15 protein-coding genes are annotated in these 19,701 nt (G+C 49.1%); 1 reads left to right on the top strand and 14 read right to left on the bottom strand.

What is annotated here, in order from left to right; translation table 11 throughout:
* The 5 genes from htpG to GON05_RS39945 form a co-directional block, all read right to left on the bottom strand.
* A complete protein-coding gene (htpG, locus tag GON05_RS24770) occupies nucleotides 1-1,878 on the bottom strand; it encodes a molecular chaperone HtpG (RefSeq protein WP_181646698.1) in 1,878 nt (625 codons plus the stop codon).
* Nucleotides 1,879-2,068: 190 nt separating this feature from the next.
* The gene (locus GON05_RS24765; protein WP_181646697.1) at nucleotides 2,069-3,274 is read right to left on the bottom strand and encodes an MFS transporter; all 1,206 of its coding nucleotides are present in this window, start codon (nucleotides 3,272-3,274) and stop codon (nucleotides 2,069-2,071) included.
* Nucleotides 3,271-3,720, bottom strand: coding sequence for a MarR family winged helix-turn-helix transcriptional regulator (locus GON05_RS24760; protein WP_157322812.1), 450 nt, complete (start codon nucleotides 3,718-3,720; stop codon nucleotides 3,271-3,273). The genes GON05_RS24765 and GON05_RS24760 overlap by 4 nt, the downstream gene beginning before the upstream one ends.
* A 351-nt stretch (nucleotides 3,721-4,071) precedes the next feature.
* Nucleotides 4,072-4,731 (bottom strand): NAD-dependent epimerase/dehydratase family protein, encoded by a 660-nt coding sequence (locus GON05_RS24755; RefSeq protein WP_157323269.1) that lies wholly within the window; start codon nucleotides 4,729-4,731, stop codon nucleotides 4,072-4,074.
* Nucleotides 4,732-4,779: 48 nt separating this feature from the next.
* A complete protein-coding gene (locus tag GON05_RS39945) occupies nucleotides 4,780-5,583 on the bottom strand; it encodes a helix-turn-helix domain-containing protein (protein WP_157322810.1) in 804 nt (267 codons plus the stop codon).
* A 175-nt stretch (nucleotides 5,584-5,758) separates the two neighbouring features.
* On the opposite strand from GON05_RS39945, the gene GON05_RS24745 reads away from it, so the two are divergent.
* The gene (locus tag GON05_RS24745; RefSeq protein WP_157322808.1) at nucleotides 5,759-8,011 is read left to right on the top strand and encodes an FAD-dependent oxidoreductase; all 2,253 of its coding nucleotides are present in this window, start codon (nucleotides 5,759-5,761) and stop codon (nucleotides 8,009-8,011) included.
* Between the two features lie 594 nt (nucleotides 8,012-8,605).
* On the opposite strand, the gene GON05_RS39795 is transcribed toward GON05_RS24745, so the two are convergent.
* The 9 genes from GON05_RS39795 to GON05_RS39940 all read right to left on the bottom strand — a co-directional run bounded on the left by GON05_RS39795 (nucleotide 8,606) and on the right by GON05_RS39940 (nucleotide 19,660).
* Nucleotides 8,606-9,493 carry a carbohydrate ABC transporter permease gene (locus tag GON05_RS39795; RefSeq protein WP_220138897.1) on the bottom strand — a complete coding sequence of 296 codons (888 nt, stop codon included), beginning with the start codon at nucleotides 9,491-9,493 and terminating at the stop codon, nucleotides 8,606-8,608.
* An 18-nt stretch (nucleotides 9,494-9,511) separates the two neighbouring features.
* The gene (locus GON05_RS24735; protein ID WP_157323265.1) at nucleotides 9,512-10,414 is read right to left on the bottom strand and encodes a carbohydrate ABC transporter permease; all 903 of its coding nucleotides are present in this window, start codon (nucleotides 10,412-10,414) and stop codon (nucleotides 9,512-9,514) included.
* Nucleotides 10,415-10,517: 103 nt separating this feature from the next.
* Nucleotides 10,518-11,891, bottom strand: coding sequence for an ABC transporter substrate-binding protein (locus GON05_RS24730; RefSeq protein ID WP_157322806.1), 1,374 nt, complete (start codon nucleotides 11,889-11,891; stop codon nucleotides 10,518-10,520).
* An 89-nt stretch (nucleotides 11,892-11,980) separates the two neighbouring features.
* Nucleotides 11,981-13,582, bottom strand: coding sequence for a response regulator (locus tag GON05_RS24725; protein WP_157322804.1), 1,602 nt, complete (start codon nucleotides 13,580-13,582; stop codon nucleotides 11,981-11,983).
* Complete coding sequence (locus tag GON05_RS24720) at nucleotides 13,557-15,350, bottom strand: cache domain-containing sensor histidine kinase (RefSeq protein WP_181646696.1); 1,794 nt, start codon at nucleotides 15,348-15,350, stop codon at nucleotides 13,557-13,559. Before GON05_RS24720 ends, GON05_RS24725 begins: the two co-directional genes overlap by 26 nt.
* A 245-nt stretch (nucleotides 15,351-15,595) precedes the next feature.
* Nucleotides 15,596-15,820 (bottom strand): hypothetical protein, encoded by a 225-nt coding sequence (locus GON05_RS24715; RefSeq protein ID WP_157322800.1) that lies wholly within the window; start codon nucleotides 15,818-15,820, stop codon nucleotides 15,596-15,598.
* A gap of 116 nt (nucleotides 15,821-15,936) precedes the next feature.
* Complete coding sequence (locus tag GON05_RS24710; RefSeq protein ID WP_157322798.1) at nucleotides 15,937-16,899, bottom strand: NAD(P)-dependent alcohol dehydrogenase; 963 nt, start codon at nucleotides 16,897-16,899, stop codon at nucleotides 15,937-15,939.
* Nucleotides 16,900-17,022: 123 nt separating this feature from the next.
* On the bottom strand, nucleotides 17,023-18,744 hold the full coding sequence (locus GON05_RS24705) for a LuxR C-terminal-related transcriptional regulator (protein ID WP_309492794.1): 1,722 nt from the start codon (nucleotides 18,742-18,744) through the stop codon (nucleotides 17,023-17,025).
* Nucleotides 18,695-19,660, bottom strand: a complete 966-nt coding sequence (locus GON05_RS39940) for a winged helix-turn-helix domain-containing protein (RefSeq protein ID WP_309492792.1) — start codon at nucleotides 19,658-19,660, stop codon at nucleotides 18,695-18,697. Before GON05_RS39940 ends, GON05_RS24705 begins: the two co-directional genes overlap by 50 nt.
* Nucleotides 19,661-19,701 lie beyond the last annotated feature (41 nt).

Raw genomic sequence — 19,701 nt, 5'->3', positions numbered from 1 at the left:
TTACACCATGATTTTACAGATATCATTCGTGAACTCAACCGGATCTTGAAGCGGCAAGCCTTCGATGAGGAGAGCTTGGTTGTACAAGAGGGCTGTGTAAAGGTTCAGCTTCTCTTTGTCTTTTTCGAAAGCGTCCTTCAACGAGCCGAATACCTCATGGTTCATGTTGATTTCAAGCACTTTTTCGGCTTTCACATTCGGATTATTCGGCATCGCATTCAAGATTTTTTCCATCTCGATGGTCACGTCACCGTCTGTAGACAGGCAAACCGGATGCTTTTTGAGTCGTTTGGATGCCTTGACGTTCGTAACTTTACCGGACAATAAGCTGGTCATGTATTCGAAAAGCTCTTTGTTATCGTTTGTTTCCGCTTCGGTTTCGGATTTATCATCCGCTTCAATGCCGAGATCGCCGCTGGAAACCGATTTGAATTCTTTTTCCTTGTAAGTCATGATCATTTTGATTGCGAACTCGTCGATATCGTCGGTGAAATACAAGATTTCATAGCCTTTATCCGTAACAAGCTCCGTTTGTGGAAGCTTATCGATGCGCTCCATGGATTCCCCGGATGCATAGTAGATGAACTTCTGATCTTCCGGCATTCTCGCGATGTATTCGTCGAGTGTAACGAGCTTTTTCTCCTTGGAGGAGTGGAACATCAACAGGTCCTGCAGAACGTCTTTATGGGTGCCGTAGTCGCTGTAGACGCCGAATTTGAGCTGACGGCCAAACGCTTTGTAGAAGGTTTCGTATTTCTCTCTTTCATCCTTCAGCATGGATTGAAGTTGGCCTTTGATTTTGCTTTGAATGTTTTTGGCAATCAGCTTTAATTGACGATCATGCTGCAACATCTCTCTGGAAATGTTCAGAGACAAGCTTTCGGAATCGACCATCCCTTTCACGAAGCTGAAATAGTCAGGCAGCAGGTCCGCGCATTTGTTCATGATCAAAACGCCATTGGCATATAGCTCCAAACCTTTTTCATATTCCTTGGAATAGTAGTCGAAAGGCATGCTTTCCGGAACAAAAAGGATCGCTTGGTAGACAACAGCCCCGTCCGCGCTAACATGAATATGCTTAAGCGGCTTATCGAAGCCGTAATGCTTCTCATGATAGAACTTCTCATAATCCTCAGGCGTTAGTTCGCTTTTATTTTTTCTCCAGATAGGCACCATGCTGTTAAGCTGCTGCTCTTCTTGATAATCTTCGAATTCATTTTCCGTGCCTTCTTTGGGTCTTTTGCCGGCAACGTCCATTTTGATCGGATAACGAATGAAGTCGGAATATTTTTTGATGATCGCTTTCAGGCGGTACTCGTCCAAATATTCGTCGTAGTTGTCATCTTCGGTATTCGCTTTGATTTGCAGTACGATTTCTGTACCAACGGAATCTTTCTCGGCTGTTTCGATGGTATACCCATCAGCGCCAGTGGACTCCCATTTGTAAGCTGTGTCGCTGCCAAGCGCTTTACTTGTCACCGTAACAACATCCGCTACCATGAACGCGGAGTAGAAGCCTACGCCGAATTGGCCGATGATATTGTGGCCGTCTTTGGCTTCGTTTTCTTTTTTGAACGCAAGAGAACCGCTTTTCGCAATGATCCCTAAATTGTTCTCCAAATCTTCTTTCGTCATCCCGATACCGGTATCGCGGATTGTTAATGTTCTGTTCGTTTTGTCTGCAATGACTTTAATAAAGTAACTGTCTTTGTCAAATACCAATGAGTCGTCTGTGAGTGCTTTGTAGTAAATTTTATCAATGGCATCGCTGGAATTGGAGATAAGCTCTCTCAAGAAGATTTCTCTTTGCGTGTAAATGGAGTTAATCATCATTTCTAATAGTCTTTTGGACTCAGCCTGAAACTGTTTCTTTTCCACGGATAAATCTCCTTTCGATATGTAACAATAGTTCAATATTAGCACTCTCTCTACTTGAGTGCTACACATTATTTTTATATCATTCCGTTAATTCAATGTCAATTGCTATTCCCAGTTAAATTCCTGTGAAAATGATAAAAACGCCGTCCCTCTCTACCACTCAGAAGTGTTAGTGAGAAACGGCGTTTGTTTATTTCATAGAAGCCGCTGTACCGGATTTCAGGGCGACACTCGATTTCCGGTGATGCAGGCCGTAATACAACAGTGACGAACATGCAACAACGATGCCTGCCACGAAGTACATCGTATGATAGTCGGTTTTGGATGCGACGAGGCCAAGCACGTACGAGCCGATCCCATAGCCGGTATCGAAGAGCAAGAAATACGTGCCGGTGGCAAGTCCTCTGCGGTGAGCTGGCGCCGCTTGAATCGCGATGGTCTGGAAGCTCGGAAGCATGGCGCCGAAGCCAAGTCCCAGCAGTCCGCCGGCCACTAAAAAGGGCACGGCGGAAGATGTCAGGCTGAGGCCAATCATCCCCAGCGTGAACAAAACAACGCCTGGGTAAACCAAGCCGTTAGGTCCTGAACGGTCGAACCATTTGCCGGTAAACGGTCTGGAAATGACAATCATCAAAGCGAAAACCATGAAGAAGTAGCTGGCGTATTTCTCCAATCCGTTCGCTTTGGCATAAACGGACAGAAACGTTGTGATGGCACCATAGGAGAAAGCGAGCACGCTGCCTGTCAGGGAAATCGGGATCGCCCGCGGCTCGATGAATTTTCTCCAGCCCTTTTCCGGTTTCACGGATGCCTGCACAACGCGCTGGGGAATGCGGAGGGATAACCCGAATAGAAGGGATAGAACAGCGAACACGATACAGACGCCAAATAGGAGAGCATTATTGTTAGATTGCATAATGGTTAAACCGAGAAACGGTCCGACAACCATGGCCAAGCTCATGAACAGGCTGAAATAGCCGATGCCTTCGCCCTTGCGGCGATCCGGCACAAGATCAATGGCTACAGCGCCCGCGGCTGTTGTAGCCATCCCAAAGCCGATGCCATGCAGGAACCGTACGCCTAGCAAGACACCGTACTGATGGATAAACGGATACATCGCGGTGCAAATCATAAACAGGGCAAGGGCGAAGGAGATGATCTTCTTCCGATTCCATTCATCCATCCACTTGCCGGTTAACGGACGTAAAATAACGGTTGAGATAATAAAGATTGTCATCACCAGGCCAATTTGCTGCTGCCCGGCATGCAACGTATCGGTGACAAAGATTGGCAAAGTTACGGCTAGAATATAAAACGTCATGAATAAAAAAAAGCTGCTGAGACATACAGCAACAAAATCGCGATTCCACAATTTCTGATCGGTCTCGGTACTCACTGTGATTCCTCCACTTCCTTAATGCGTGCATTGGCTTCTTGGGTGATTTGTATGAGCAGCGACTTGAGCAGGGAAGCCTGTTCCTCCGTAAAGCCGCTAAGCAGTGAAGCGATGACCTTCTGCTCAATCGGGGTGAGAATGTCATTCATCGCTCTGCCCTGATCCGTAATGAACGTCAGAAAGGAACGGCGATCAGCTTCATTAGCGCGGCGTTCAATCATTCCTTTGCGCTCCAATTGGTCGAGGATTCGTGTAATATTCGTTTGATCCTTCTCCGCTCGAATAGCGAGCAGTTTCTGGGTAATCCCGTCCTCGCACGCCAGACGATGAAGCACGACCCACTGTTCCGTCGTCATATCGTAGGGCTGAAATTGAGAGCCCAAAAGCTGTGTCATGCGGCGCCCGGCATGATTCAGAATAAACCCCAGGGAATGATCCATCTGCATAACACAAACCTCCTCTCGAAAATTAGTTGCTATAGCAATTATATTCTTAGCATATATATTCGTCAATCATTTTGAGATGCTTTGTATAAGATAAGGGAGATCGGACATACTAATTTTCGACGGTGATTCAGAGAGGTGTTGTGTCGCATACAATGTAGACGAAATACCAGGGAAGTTGTTGTTGAATCTACCGTAAAGCGAGGAGATGTGCCGCAGGCCATTAATGTAGCTAAAAACTGCAGGAATGTGATGAGGTAGTTACCGAGCGAAGTAGGTTTCAAGGCAAAAGTACCATCAATTTGTCACCGTCGAAAAGGACTCCGCGAGGAGTCCTTTTTCTTGCGTGATGAGTTAGAAACGATTCAAATCACTGCTCTCAATGATTGGCTTGGGATAACCGTTAATAGCGGCTTCAATCATGGCGCGGCCAACCTTTTCCGAGGTCGTCACCGAATTCGGGAACCATTTTTCCAGCAGCGGGTAAAAAGGTTTCATGATCGTATATACGGCTTGATATAGCTTCGTTTTGGATCTAACGCCATGCAGGGGCAGAATGCCTCCAGGTCTGAACATATACGCCGCTTTAAAAGGCAGCTTGAGCAGGTCATTTTCTGTTTTGCCTTTGATCCGGGCCCACATGCTGCGCCCTCGCTCAGAGCTATCCGTGCCGGCTCCGGTCACATAGGTGAACGTCATGGCGGGGTTCAATCTCACTAACGTTTTTGCCACACTCATCGTTAAATCATACGTTATCGCTGTATATTTCTCCTCGCTCATAGCCGCAGAAGAGACGCCCAGGCAGAAGAAGCAAGCATCAAATCCGGAAAGTTCCCCCTCCAAGGCTGATAAATCCAGTAAATTCGCATGCACGAGCTCGCTGAGTTTCGGGTGCTGCTGGCCAGTAGCATTTCGCCCGATTGTTACTACTCTCTTGATCCGAGGATCCAGGAGACATTCACGCAGCACAGATTGCCCTACCATGCCGGTTGCTCCGAATAGAAGAACGTTCAATAAGTTCACACCTTTCTCTTTATATCCATTGTTTCCGCTAAAAAGGGTTCATAACCGATGCAGCTTGCGGTAATGCGAAGGGGTAATACGCATGCGCTTTTTAAACACACGGCTCAAGTAGAATTCATTCTCGAACCCGCATAGCCCCGCAATTTGCTGCAACGTCAAGTCGCTATCGAGTAAAAGTTTCTGTACCTTCTGCAATCGCAAAGAAGTGAGGTAATCCAGCGGCGCCATGCCGGTCGTTTTTTTGAATCTCCGCGTGAACTGCACCTGTGTTAGCCCCAGCTCCATGGCGAGCCGTTTCAAATTGAACGAGGATGCTGCATGCTCCAGCATGTAGGCAATGGCTTTCTGCACAAGGATGTCCTCACCTGATGGTTCACGTGAATCTGACAGCCATTCTTCCACAACCTGCATCCAAATATCCGTCACATAGTGATGACGCAAAGCAGTGGAGGTATCTGTATGAACCTCCGTCCACTTTCGCAAATACGTATAAGTAGATGTCAGCCGATGCAGATCCTGGACTGTTACTTTGCCGGCAGGGATGTTGTCCTCCGTAACCAAGGCTCCGTTCTCTTCAAGGACCCATCGCAGCAAAAAAACGTGAAAAGACGAGGGATGGACCATTTCTCTCTGAAAAGCAACACCAGGCGGACAAAACACGAGATCACCGAAAGAAGCTGTGCCTTCGTGCGGACCGATGCGATAAGTGAAACTGCCATCTTCCACGCCAAATACCACCCAGAAGTCGTTGATGTCCACATGAACTTGAAAGGCGGCTTTCTCCTTCCAGTAAACATGGCTGATCACTTCCGGTTTCGTGCTTGTTATCTCGCGTATGCGCACGATTTGTCCCTCGCTTCTGCCAATTTGTCCCACATGATTAGCATATACGAAACCTTAGAAGCAAGATAGACAGGGATGAAATTTTGTATATGTTTTTGTTGTTTGCGTGCATGGAGTAAAGCGTTTACTATGCATTAAAATGAGGATATAAGCGAGCGTTGAGGGGGAAAAGTGAATGAAAGAGGAACTCGTAAAAACGGATATCTCCGTCATTGGCGGCGGGTTATCCGGTGTGTGTGCTGCCATTGCTGCGGCAAGGCTTGGGCAAACGGTTACGCTCGTCCAGAATCGGCCTGTATTAGGCGGAAATTCCTCCAGCGAGGTGCGTGTTTGGGTCTGTGGCGCGACTGGGCATGGAGTCAACCGCTATGCGCGGGAAACAGGCATTATGGGGGAGCTGTTCGTCGAAAACCAATTTCAGAATATGGACGGCAATCCGTATTTATGGGATTTGACGGTGCTCGAAGCGGTGCGCGCCGAGAATCGTATTCAGCTTTTTCTCAACACGGACGTTCATGAGGTGGAAGCTGATGGTGATGAGGATCATCGGAAGATCCGCAGTGTTACGGGCTGGATGATGGGTTCTGAGCGAAAAATTCGTTTCGAAAGCGAAGTGTTTCTGGATTGCACAGGGGATGGGCTCATCGGGTTTCTGGCTGGTGCGAAGTATCGGATTGGACGGGAAGCGAGAGCGGAGCATGGCGAGGATTGGGCGCCGGAGGTGGCGGACGGGATTACGCTGGGCAGTACGATTTTATTTTACACGAAAGATGCAGGCCATCCTGTTAAATTCCATCCTCCGACTTTTGCCAAAGATATTACGAAAACATCGATACCGATCAAAAGAGTTATACGCAGCGGAGATTCGGGCTGTCATTATTGGTGGATTGAGTGGGGCGGCGAGCTGGACACTGTGCATGAAAATGAAAAGATTCGTGATGAGCTATGGTCGGTTATCTACGGAATTTGGGACTATATTAAGAACTCCGGCAACTTTGAAGCGCAGCAGATGACGCTCGAATGGGTGGGGGCTTTACCTGGAAAAAGGGAGTACCGGCGATTTGTCGGCGATTATGTGCTGACTCAAAACGACATTATGGCGCAGACGCCTTTTGAGGACCGCATCGCCTTCGGCGGGTGGTCGATTGATTTGCATCCCCCGCAGGGCATGTACGCTGCGGAAAGTGGATCTAAGCACTTGCATGCCGATGGCGTCTACCATATTCCGTTTCGTTCGCTGTACTCGGTGAATGTCAGCAACCTGTTGATGGCGGGACGCAATATCAGCGCTTCGCATGTTGCGTTCGGGACGACGCGAGTCATGGCCACGTGCGCCGTCCTTGGAGAGGCGGCAGGGACGGGGGCAGCCCTGTGCGTGCAAAAGCAGGTGATGCCGCGCGAGCTGCATCAGAAGCATCTGAAGGAGCTGCAGATGGCGTTGCTGCGTCAGGATGCTTCGATCATCGGCCTGCGCAGCGAAGATGAAGCGGATCTGGCCCGCCGTGCCCAGGTAACGGCGTCGAGTACGTTACGCCAGGTGGGCGTGGAGCGGGCTGTGGAGCCCAGGCGCTTGGACACGGACGTGGCTGTGCTATTCCCAGTGGCTCCGGCGCTGCGGGGCTTTGAGCTTCTGGCGGATGTCTCGGAGGCTACGACGATGACTGTAGAGCTGTGGGATACGGGACGCGCTGAGAACTACGTGCCGAAGAGCTTGATTGCGGCGGCATCAGCACGTGTTGCGGCCGGTGAGCGGCAGTGGGTGGCTTTTGAGCTGAGTTGGCAGCCGGAGGTGGAGCAGAACGCGTTCGTCATTGTCAAGGCGAACGAGCACGTTACTGTTTACCATGCGGATGAGCCGGTAACAGGGACGATCGCATTCGTAAAGGGTGCGAAGCCGATTGTTGATCCGAAGCTGGAGGATCATCAGCCGGAGCAGCCGGTTGTGCTGTGGAGCATGAAGGGCGGCTTGGATCGTAAGCCGATCTGTTTCCGAGCACCGGAAGCGACAACCGCTTTCTCGGCGGAGCGTGTGACGGATGGCTACCTGCGTCCTTACGGCGGGCCGCATCTGTGGATGTCGGAGAGGATGGCAGCAGGCAGGGAAGAGTGGCTTGAGCTGACATGGGAGGCGCCGAAGGAGATTAAGCGGGTGCAGGTGACTTTCAATGACAATGTGAATCAGGATTTGATTAATTTGCATGCGTTCAGGACGTCCTGTGACGTCATGCCGGAATTGGTGAAAGACTACCGGATTGAGGCTTATGTGGACGGGGCGTGGGTTGTTCTGCTGCGTGAGACGAACAATCGGAGGCGGACGCGGAGACATGAGTTGGCAAGCAACGTTTCTGCTGTACGATTGCGGCTGATCGTCGAGTCGACGAACGGGAGTCCGAGTGCGGAAGTGGTGGAAGTTCGGGTGTATGGATAAATAGAGCGGATTCGCCTGATAGCACGTTTGAATTGGCACCTTCGTTGGACGTATTCCTATGAAAGTATGGTTTCGGCTGCTGAAACGGCAATCTCATTGGATGAAATCCAAGACAGAGATAGAATTGAAGGCAGTAATGGGGGCTTTACGCGGAGTACGTTGGATTTCGTCCAACGAAAGGTGTGTTTGGCCTGCTAATAAAGCCAGTTCATTGGAAATCATCCAACGAGGACAAAAGCCCCCCTTGTTTGGCCAAACCCATCCAACTTCTGGATAGCATGGCCAAGGGGGAGCCCTTCAGGCAGTTGCCCTTCAGGCAGTTGCCTTCCGGCAGTTGCCCTTCAGGCAGTTGCCCTTCAGGCAGTTGTCCTTCCGGCAGTTGCCCTTCCGGCAGTTGCCCTTCAGGCAGTTGCCCTTTAGGCAGTTGCCCTTCAGGCAGTTGCCCTTCAGGCAGTTGCCCTTCAGACAGTTGTCCTTCTGGCAGTTGCCTTCCGGCAGTTGTCCTTCCGGCAGTTGCCTTCCGGCAGTTCTCTTCCGGTCAGTACCTTCCCGCCCGGTGCCTTCCAGCTCGTCGCCTCACCGAAAAGCTGCCTGCTAACCCTTCAACCCTGAGCTGGCGAAGCCCTCAACGAACCATTTCTGACAGACGATGACGACGATGAGAAGCGGCAGCAGAGCGGATACCGAAGCAGCCATGGTAAGGACATAATTGGTCCCGAACTCTTCGACGTAGCTGGTTAACCCCAGTGGAATCGTAAAGAGATGTTTGTCTCTGAGGTAAATAAGCGGACCTTCGTATTCATTCCAGTGTGAAGTGAAGGAGAGGATGAGCAGAGTGACGATGGCAGGTTTGATCAGCGGCAATGAAATTTGCCAGAAGGTGCGCCAATATCCGGCTCCGTCTACACGTGCTGCCTCGAGCAGTTCATTGGGAAGCGTGCTGAAGAACTGTCTCATCAAAAATGTGCCAAATACCGTAAACAAACCTGGCAAAATAAGCGAATAATGCGTGTTGATCAGCTTCATCGAATCGAACAGGATAAAGCGCGGAAGGAGTAGCACTTGGCTTGGAATCATCATCGTTGATAGATAGAGCAGGAACAGAAAGTTGCGGCCTTTGAAGCGGATTTTGGCGAAGGCATAGCCAGCCATTGCACTCGTGAGTAAGTTGCCTGCAACTGTAATCCCAGTAATTTTAATGGAGTTCAAATAGAACAGATAAAAAGGGTTAGGCCCCGTCCACACTTGCTTGTAATTTTCAAAATGCCAGGTCTTTGGAATCCAATCAATCGGATACTTGAAAACTTCGCCATTGATTTTAAAAGAGGTAGAGATCATCCAGATATAGGGCAGTATCATGATTAGCGCGAAGGCTGCCAATACGACGGTAATGATGGCTTTGATAACCCAGGGCAGCTGCTTGTTTTTAGCACGCGTTTTTTGTTGGGTGGATTGCACCGGATAGGTAGTTTCCATTTCCATGATGGTTCTCCTTTCTTCCTAGAAGTGATCCTGCCAACGCTTTTGGCTTTGCCACTGGATGAGCGTAATGATGAAGATAATGGTGAACAGGACCCACGAGACCGCAGCCGCATAACCCATTTTATAGAAACGGAAAGCCAGCAGATAAATGTGATAGGACAGCACCATCGTTGAGTCGATCGGACCTCCTTGCGTCATAACAGCGACAGGACCGAATACCTGGAAAGACCAAATGATGAGCGTAATGGCAATAAGAAATGTGGTTGGTGTTAGCATGGGAACGGTGATTTGGAAAAACTGCCGCATCATGGAGGCGCCGTCAATCTCAGCTGCTTCGTACAAATCTTTAGAAATGCCTTGCAGGCCTGCCAAGTAAATGACCATGGCATAACCGATTGTGACCCATACGGACATGATAATAATGGCAAAAAGCGCGGATTTGGGACTGGATAGCCAGCCTGGCGGATGTTCGATGCCGATCGATAACAGGAACTGGTTGATGGGTCCGTTCGTTGCACGGTACATGATGCTCCAAATGACGGAGACCGCAACCAGGGAAGAGACGTAAGGTAGAAAAATCAGCAGCCGCAACGTATTTTTGAAAAATACATATTTGTTTAGAATCACGGCCATGAACAAGCCGATTACGATGGAGGCCGGTACGCTGACTAAGGTAAACACGGTATTATTTTGCAGCGATTTAAGAAATTTCGGATCACTTGGAAGCGCTTTGAAATTATCGAAGCCCACCCATGTGATGCCGGCGAAGCCTTTGAGGTACTCCCAATCCACGAAGACCAGATACAGACTGAATAGAATGGGCAATAAAATAAACGCGAGATACCCGGTAAGATTGGGTAAAATGAACAGGTAACCGGCGAGATTTTCCCTGAATTTCGCGGTTTGCCAGAATGGTCTCATGGGCGAGTCATCCTTTCGTTTCATGGGTTAGGCTTACTTTATGAAAAAGCTGTCCCTAGGTCATTGGATGACGTTTGGGGACAGCTTCGATGGCAGCACGAGCTTATTTTTTGGCGCCTTTGATCGTTGCATCGGAGCGGGTTTTCATCGTTTCGAGCGTTTTATCAATCGGTTGGACGCCGAGTAAATATTTCTCCATTTCGTCCTTGTAGATGGCTTTCAGTTCTGTAGGGACAGGTACATTGTAAGCTGTTGGGAATGTGTAGCTTCCAGCGAGCAATGCTTTCAAGGAATCTTCATCGATTAAATCTTTGGCGTCACCGATCAGAATAGAAGCGATTTTGCCGGCATCGGCTTTTTTATTCGTCGGGATACGACCACCGGGAACCATCGACATGTTGCCTTCTTGCAGGTACCAGGAAATGAATTTCATGGCGGCTTCTTTGTTTTTACTGTTTTTGTTAATGGACATATAGTCGCCCATACCGCCTCCAGGGTTCACGTTGCCGCCGGCTGTGAATTGCGGATACGGAGCGAAAGCTACTTTGAAATCGTGAGGGAAGCTTTTCGTATCTTTGATATAACGGATGATATAGATTTGAGAAGGCGTCATAGCCGCTTTACCCGTCAGCAGCTCGTTCTGCACCGTAATTTTACCGGCGACGGCTTCGGAATATTTCATCATGATGCCTTTGCTTTCCAAGCTTTGCTGCAGCTCCAAACCTTTCTTAAGAGCGGGGCTGTTGAAGTTGGACGTACCGTCGTCCGCGATGAAGGAGTCTTTGGCTTTGCCGGTTTGCAGGACAATTTCCCCGAAGGTGGACAAGGCGGGATCAAGCATTGTGCCTTTACGCTCGCCTTTGTTGAGCTTCGCTGCAAGGGCGCTGAAGTCATCCCAGGTCCAGGCGGTTGGCAGCTTCTCGCCGGCTTCGTCTAGTGCCTTTTTATTGAAAAGGACGGCACCGACGTTCTTGTTGGCAGGCAGATAATAATATTTGCCGTCGGCAAATTTCTTGATGTTGGCGCTGCCGATAATCCCTTCCACGTCAAAGCCCGCTTTGGCAATCAGATCATCGAGAGGTTCTGCCATGCCGGCGGCTTGGCGCTTCGTCATTTTATCATCGCCGTAGTTCATATAGATGTCCGGTGCGTCGGTATTGGAGAGCAGAGCAGTCTCAAGCTTCAAGTTACCGGGATCGTCATTCACATAACGAATATATTCAACCTTAATGTTCGGGTTAGCTTTATTCCAATTGTCGACGGCTTCTTGCGGACCGCTTTCGGGCGGGACGCCTCCCCAGAACTTCAGTGAAACCGGCTTCTGGGCTTCCGGCGTCGGAGCTGCGGCAGCTGTTGTTGCTGCTGCTGGTGCTACAGTGGCGGAAGCTGTGGGTGCAACATCGGTTTTAGCGCAACCAGCCACGAAAACGCTTACAGACAGGGCGAGCGATGCACTTACTCCAAAAAGTTTCTTCATGTGTTCATCCCCTTTTCTTTTGGTAATTCAATCGTATTGGAATCCTCCAGAAAAAGACACGCACGATTCTTTTCAAGTTAAGCATTATTCTATGATGTTCGCCCGCCGAAATACAATTTGCGGAATTCGGTAGGATACATACCTTCGAGTTGTTTAAAGCTGCGGCTGAAATGATTCGGGTCGGCGTAGCCGATTTTCTCCGAGATTTCGAATATTTTGTAATCGGGATTTTTGAGCAGCTCTCTAGCCGTTTTCATCCGAACGTTGGTGATGTAATCCGTGATCGTTTTGCCGGTCTCCTTTTTAAATAAATTGCTCAAGTAATTTTCGGTGTAACCGACTTTGCACGCCAAATCCGCTACTTTCATCGGCAAATTATACTGATCCGTAATGATGCGCATGACGGTTTGAATCTCGGGACGCAGCTTTTCTTTGCCATGCTGCCTCTTGTAATCCATAAAGACAGGAATCCAGCCGACGAACCAATCCGCCAATTCCTGAAGCGTTTCCGCGTTCCGGATCACATGATACGGGTATTGATTCTCGTGAAGTGTCACGGAATAAATATCGTTGCCATCCGCTTTAAGACTGCGTGAAAACATATGCAGCAGACTGAGCCACGTCTCGCGCAGCATAAGCGGCGGTACGTCTTTTTTACCTAGCAGCTCTTGCGTCCAGTCCTTCAGTTGCTGCCTAAGTCCAGAGGCATCCTGTTCGTCAATTCGTTTGCGTAAGTCCTCTTCGTCCCAAGGTTCAGATTGTCGGTGCGCAGCAGGGGGAATCTGGTGGTAGGCAACGATGCACGAGCGTCCGAAATAAAACCGATAGTTAAGCGAATAATCCGCCTTCTCATAGGCTTGCTGAAGCAGATATGGATCCTCTAGTGGCGGTGAAACTCCGCAGGAGATGGAAATTTTCAGGAAAGTATGCACCGCGTTTTGCATTTCCTGCAGGACTGCAGGGTTCAATTGGCCGATGAGCACGCAAAATTTGCCGCCGCCGATCTCGAGCAATTCTCCATTGCCATATTTTTTTAAAATCTCGCTGAGCACATTCTTGACCGTATAGGTCAGAAGCCGATCGCTTTGAAATCGGTTGTTATGCGTTAGTTCCTCATAAGATTCGATCTGAATCGCAATCGCGGACAGAGGAGCAGGGAAAGGCTCCAGTTGAAATTCAATGAATTCCTGTTCGATTTCCCTGCGGGAGGAATGACCCAGCACGAGCTCACGCAGCCGCTTCTCCTTTACTTCGCTGCTGTATTGATTCACTTTTTGCTCCAGCTTTGTGTAGGCGGTTTGGCCTTGCTTCTCAATCTGAAGCTGTTCCTTAATAGCACGAAGCTTTTGCATAAGCTCGGAAGGTTGAATTTCCAGTTTCGTTATGTATTCTGTAGCCCCAAGACGCAGGGCCTTTTGTACATAAGCAAAATCGCTATGATTTGATAGAATGAGGCATTTCATGGCTGGCCAGCGTTCTCGGATGATTTGGAGCAGCTCCAGTCCGTCCATGTCCGGCATGCGGATATCCGTAAGCACGATTTCGCAAGGATGATTTTCCAGAATCGCCAAAGCTTCCAGGCCGCTCGCTGCTTCGCCGATCACTTGGAATTCCTCGTTATTCATAGGAATAATCGTTTTTAACCCAATACGTACCAAAATCTCATCATCTACGATCAGAATGCGCATCATGAGGCTCCCTCCTGTTAAGTGGCAGTATCAATGTCAATCGAACACCTTCGTTCGGAGAGCTGGCGATGTGTATGCCGTATTGTGCGCCGAAATGCAGCTTGATTCGTTCATTCACATTCCGAATGCCGATGCCGCTGAACTTGACGTGGGGTTGATGAAGTTCCTTCTCCACTTGTTGGATTTTCTCCAAGCTCATGCCCACACCATTATCTTGCAGAAGGATGTGCAGCTTGCCGGCGACTTCCATCGCTTGGAGCTCGATGATTAGCGGAAAGTGGTTGCCGTGTATAATGCTATTCTCAATAGCCGGCTGAAGCGTAAATTTCAACATTTCACAGTCGAGCAGCGATTCCGGAATATCAAAAGAGAATTTGATTTGGTCATGATAACGAATTTCCTGCAAGGAGAGGTAGACCTGAATGTAGTCCAGCTCTTCACGGAGCGTCACGAATTCCTGTTCGTTGCGCATAGTGAAGCCCAGCAGCTTGCCCAGCTTCGTAATCATTTCGCTGACGTGTTCTGCGCCCGAGAGAATCGCCATCCACTTAATGGAATTGAGCGTATTCAGCAGAAAGTGAGGATTGATTTGCGCTTGAAGCGCTTGAAACTGCGCCTTCTGCTTGCGCTGCTCCTCATCGTATAAATTTTCGATTAAATGCTGCAGATGGCTGACCATTTTGTTGAAATTACTGCCCAAGACGGCGATTTCATCTTCGCCTTTTATCGTGACCATCGTATTAAATTCGCCTTTTCCGACCTTGTTCATCGACTTCGCGAGCTGCTTGAAAGGACTTGTCACGCGAAGCATTAGTATGATGAAAGCGATCGCAAATAAGAAAAACCAAGCGATGATCCAACTGATGGACTTATCTTTCTCACGGCTTAGCTGTGTGGCAAAATCCTTTTGATTCATCAGTTGGACCAGCCGCCAGCCAAGCTGGGGGACATAGGCGTCATTTACGAGGTAATCCTGGCCGTCCAACGTTATTTTTTGAATGCCGCTTGCGTTTTTGTGCATGTCTTGAAGTGACTCTGAGGCTTTAAAATGACTCGACGAACTGTCGCCGAGCAAAAGCTTCTGGTCCTGATCTAACAGAAATGAGATGACGCCGGATTCCTGCTGCTGGCGCAGCTCCTGCGCGTTATAGAAAAATATCGGGATCGGAACCCCGATCATGAAAATTCCGTAATTGCTCGTATATTCGCCATTAACTTGTCTGGTCATGACAACGAGGTCTTGGCTGCTGGCCGCTGTGCGCAGCGTGTAGGGCACTGACCAGTAGGGAGAGCCGCCAAGCTGCAGGGTGGGTTGATACCAGCTTTCCTTGCGATAGGAGGCAATATCCGTCTTGGTGACCGCTGACCAGGTGGTGTGTGTAAAGCCGCGGTTGTCATAGAGGCCCAAGTAAGCATCGCTGTCGAGCAGCAGATCTTTCACGTTGGACAGTTTTTTTTGCAAGCTGGTCAGTTTAATGAAAGAGCTGTAATTATCGGACCAATCAGCAGGCTCTCGAAGGAATTTTTCAGTTTCCGGATCGTTGATAATAAGGCTGGAGGCTTTAATAATACGAACGGCCAAATCGTTCATCCTATCTGCTTTTTGGGCAACCGCGGCTTGGTTAGATTGATTGAGCTGCATCTGGACAATAAGCTCAGAGGAATTGTAGAAACGGTAAAGAATGATGACGACGGGTAAAATGATGAGAACAAATAAGGAAATAAGTATTTTCCCGCGCAGTGTTTTGAAGGGACTTCGCAATAGATTCATGGCCGTCACCATTCCTGTATTTTCCTAGTAGGGAGAACTATCTCTATCATACAACGGATGATTCCGATCATGCCACAGAACTTGAAAGCGTTTCAAAAGATCAAAGAATTTGCCGTAAACGAAAAAGAATTGTGCTAGTTCGGGTAGATGGATGTTAAATTAAAAAAATCCCTCGAGGTATAACCTCAAGGGAAGGAATTTTGCAGCTGAACTTTTTCGTGCCGCGGTGAAAAGTGAACCCAAGTTTACAAATTCACCTTGGATTGCACGATATTTTTAAGTACGTCACAGGAAAGATCCGATTTAAAATCTTGTATGGTATACAAAGCTTGCTGCTCATCAATTCCTAGCACGCTTGTGAAGTAATAAAGCATATGATCATAGATTGAACCATAATCTTTAAGCTCACTGGGGTTATCAGACGAATAGTGTTGATGCTGCTTGATGAGCTTCTCGGTGACTGCTTTCAAAGTGAGTACCTCCAACGGATGATACAATCAATCTACCATATTTATTGAAGGGAGAACAGGGATATTTTTAAGTTTTTATTGTTTTTCTTTATGGTTAATTCAGGATTCCATTCGTTTTATCCCAGCGTAATGACAACATTGCCTTTTTTATGCCCGGTATCCACGTATCGGTGCGCCTCGGCTATTTGTTCCAAGGAATAGCGCCTGTCTATGACGGATTTAATGTTCTCAGCTTCGGCAAGCTCTTTGAGAAAGGTGAGGTTTTCTTTCTTTTGCTTGAGCCCTGTTGCTGCAAAGTATGCTCTTTTCCCGCCAAACGTTGATGTCCACGCCATCTGAAGCAAAATAGCGAGTGAAGGGACCGCTGAAAGGTAGATGCCATTTTGCTTAAGCGAGCTTTTGCAGCGTGCAAATGAACTTTTTCCCACAGCATCAAAAATAATATCGTAGGTATGGCCGGTTTTAGAAAAGTCCATTTTGGTATAATCAATGACGTGGTCGGCACCTAGCGATTTGACCAAACTCATATTCACTTGACTGCACACTCCAGTAACTTCCGCCCCGAAGTACTTGGCAAGCTGTACCCCATAAGCACCAACCGCTCCAGAAGCGCCATTGATAAGGATTTGTTGTCCGCGCTGAATTTTGCCAATGTCTCTAAGGAAGGACAAGGCCGTTAAGGCTCCATCACAGACAGCAACGGCGTCGGCATAGGTCATGTTTGCCGGTTTAGTGGCTACCACGCCGGTTTCCGGCAGGCATTTGTATTCAGCATGTGCGCCGAAACCAGTGCCGGCCGTTCCAAATATCTGGTCCCCTTTTTTAAAAAGAGTTACCCCACCGCCCACTTCCTCAATTTCCCCGGCCAGCTCAAATCCCGGTATGCAGTTGGGTTTCGTCAGACCGCTGAACAGCCTTGTCATGAAAGGGTCGGCTTTTCGAAAAGCGCAGTCTGCTGGCGTGACGACGGTCGCATGGATTTTGATCAATATTTCATGGTCCTTTGGAATAGGTTTATCAACCTCTTTAAGCTGAAGGACATCGGGTGATCCATATTTTGTAGTTATGATTGCTTTCATAAGCACTCCCTCCGAGATCTCGCGGATTCGGCCGCACCCGTATAAGCCGGATGTGCCGCTTGCTTCATCTACAAACAATATAGCTACATGCAGGTATCCCTGTGTAGATACTAAAGTATTGTTTTATCGGAAAAGACCTAGCTCGCGGGCGCGGGCAATCGCTTCGGTACGCCTTTTGACTTGGAGCTTGTCAAAGATGCGTTGATTGTGCCCTTTTACCGTGCTCAAAGCGACGAAAAGCCGCTCACTAATCTCACGGTTGGAGAGTCCCATGGCAATAAGTTCAAGCACCTTTAACTCGCGTACGCTTAATGGTTCAATTAAGTTCTGTATAAGCGGAGGAGCAGGATGCAAACAAGAGTTGTCAGCGTGAAAATGTTCCACAATTTCGGCTGATGCTAGTAATTTAATCAGGTAGTCCTTCTTGATTCCATGCGGATCTGCTTCGGGAACCAGCTCTGCGATTGGAATCCCTTCGTCAACAAAAAGCCGAATGTAACCGCCAGGCTCTGCCAGCTTTAGTCCTTCAACAAGCAGTTTAGCAGCTTTTGGCTTGTCCCCGTTAGCATAGAGCACAGCCACTTGCAGCGCCATTCCTTTAAGCTGTTCATCTATTGATCTGCTTTTAATGGCGTGCTGTCGTAGCGGCTCCAACAAGGCCAGTGCGGCTGGCGCATCGCCTAGGGCTAAATGTACGCGAGCCTGGCTGAAGGGGAGCTTCTGAGAATGGGCCAGCCTAGCAGCTCCCGTCAGATCGCCCTGATGGAGCAGTAAAAGCACTTGCATAGCAGCTACATCGGGTTCCCGCGATACCAAGTTTATCTTACGGATGTGCTGATCTGCTTTGGCTAAACAAGCGGCGGCACCGGCGACATCCCCCTGGGCAAGCCTGAGCCGCGTGAAAAACAGTTCACAGAGAGCGTAGGTGTCTACGCTTTCTACCTGCTTCGCTAATTGGAGGCTTTGTTGTCCGTGCCGTTCAGCGGCATCCGACTCGTTCCATTCGTAGTGTATACGAGCGAGTCCCAGATGTGCTTCGCAAGCCGCCGGGAGAGGAGGGACGCCTGCTAACTCGATCGCGCGCTCGTAAGACTCCACAGCCAGATGAAGCTGGCTGTCTGCTTCTTGTATGCTGCCAAGGCCCGTTGTTGCAGCAATCGTAATCATGACGGATGAAGTCGATTGTCCGAATGAGTTGACTTCTCTATACGCCCGGCTTGCTGCGGCGCGGTCTCCTAGAAGCTGATAAGCAAAACCGAGCGTCCAAGTGGCTGCAGCACGAACGGGCAAATGGTCAGGGTGCAGCAACTCTAAAGCACGGAGTGACTGGGTGAGGATGATGTCACTTTGATATTGGGGGATCGCCAACATAGCTCTTATGGAGGCGATGTGTCCGGCAAGATCAAGCGCTTTGTCGTCTAGTTTGACTTTTTTTAGTGCTTTTTCTGCAGTGACCAATTTGTGTTCTACGCTGCTGTTTTGCCCCGTAAAGACTAAAGCCGAGGCATAGATCACTAACAAAGAAGGTCTGGCTTCCAGAACATTCGTGGGCAGCGAGGCCAGCCAATGTAATACTGGGGTCATCATACCGCGATAATGCAGCGGCATCCCGTTGCCTTCGACTAGACGAGCAGCGCGATCTATATGCTTCGCGGCGGCAGCATGGTGAAAAGCTTCAAGCTCGAGACCATTTTCCTCGTACCAGCTGCTCGCACGAAGATGCAATTCAGCTTCGGTATCTTCGCTGGATGATGCAGTGAATGCGGCGTTTTGCTGCAGCCGCTTCCGCAGTAACTCAGCAAAGAGATGGTGATAACGGAACCAGAAAAAGGTTGGCCAGCTCAAGCTGTTTCAACGTTTCTTCACTGGAAGACGAGGGAGCGAGGCGCATAACGGCATCACACAAAGGAGCGCAGAAGCGGTCGAGAATCGATGTGTGCAGCAAGAAGGTCTGGACCCTTTCCGATTGCTTATGCAGAACCTCTTCAACCAAATAGTCAAGAACGAATCGGTGGCTGCCGGTAAAAGACTTGATGAAGCTGGTGGCATCATGAAGCCCTTCCATGGAAATGGCGGCTAATTGCAGGCCGGTTATCCAGCCCTCCGTGCGCGATTCCAGCAGGGCGATATTATCTGGTGACAGGTTCAGCCCCATCGTCTGGTTGAGGAAAGCAGCAGCTTCCGAAAGGGTGAAACGTAAGTCGGCGGCGCGCAGCTCTGTCAATTGTCCGCGTGCACGCAGCCGGGCTAGCGGAAGGGGCGGATCTTCTCGCGTAGTGATAACCAGATGCATCTGCGGCGGCAGGTGCTCAATCAGAAAGATGAGCGCATCGTGGACCGGGTCGGCATCAATGAGGTGGTAGTCATCAAGCACGAGGACGAATGGGTGCGGCATACTGCTGACTTCATTGATCAGCAGAATGAGAACCGACGCTGCGGGCGGAGGATGTGGAGATTGGAGTGCACGAAACAAGCCTTCCTCCATATTCGCTCCAATGCTCTGAAGTGCTGCCGCTAGGTAAGACAGGAAACGTGAAGAATCGTTATCGCCCTCATCGATGGACACCCATGCGACAGGCCGTTTGCACGTTGTAAGCCACTGGCTTACTAATTGGGTTTTACCAAACCCCGCCGAGGCCGAGAGGAGGGTCAGCTTGCGGTGCAGGCCTCCATTCAGCTTTTCTATCAGGGAGGTGCGAAGAACCAATTTAGGCCGCGGAGGGGGGATATGCAGTTTCGTATATAAAAGTGTCTGAGACATGGATTGGTAACCACCGTTCTACGCCATCCTTGCAGCGCTTT

It is taken from the genome of Paenibacillus anseongensis (assembly GCF_009757995.1).
In the GTDB taxonomy this organism is placed as follows: domain Bacteria; phylum Bacillota; class Bacilli; order Paenibacillales; family NBRC-103111; genus Paenibacillus_E; species Paenibacillus_E chondroitinus.
Note: the sequence above shows the minus strand (reverse complement) of the source record. Positions and strands in the feature narration are given on the sequence as shown.

Excerpts from the sequence above, each read along its gene's own strand:
- GON05_RS24745 (WP_157322808.1), top strand. The coding sequence starts at position 5,759 with ATGAAAGAGGAACTCGTAAAAACGGATATCTCCGTCATTGGCGGCGGG.
- GON05_RS24760 (WP_157322812.1), bottom strand. The coding sequence starts at position 3,720 with ATGCAGATGGATCATTCCCTGGGGTTTATTCTGAATCATGCCGGGCGC.
- GON05_RS24735 (WP_157323265.1), bottom strand. The coding sequence starts at position 10,414 with ATGAGACCATTCTGGCAAACCGCGAAATTCAGGGAAAATCTCGCCGGT.
- GON05_RS39795 (WP_220138897.1), bottom strand. The coding sequence starts at position 9,493 with ATGGAAATGGAAACTACCTATCCGGTGCAATCCACCCAACAAAAAACG.
- GON05_RS24720 (WP_181646696.1), bottom strand. The coding sequence starts at position 15,350 with ATGAATCTATTGCGAAGTCCCTTCAAAACACTGCGCGGGAAAATACTT.
- GON05_RS24730 (WP_157322806.1), bottom strand. The coding sequence starts at position 11,891 with ATGAAGAAACTTTTTGGAGTAAGTGCATCGCTCGCCCTGTCTGTAAGC.
- GON05_RS24710 (WP_157322798.1), bottom strand. The coding sequence starts at position 16,899 with ATGAAAGCAATCATAACTACAAAATATGGATCACCCGATGTCCTTCAG.
- GON05_RS24725 (WP_157322804.1), bottom strand. The coding sequence starts at position 13,582 with ATGATGCGCATTCTGATCGTAGATGATGAGATTTTGGTACGTATTGGG.
- GON05_RS39940 (WP_309492792.1), bottom strand. The coding sequence starts at position 19,660 with ATGTCTCAGACACTTTTATATACGAAACTGCATATCCCCCCTCCGCGG.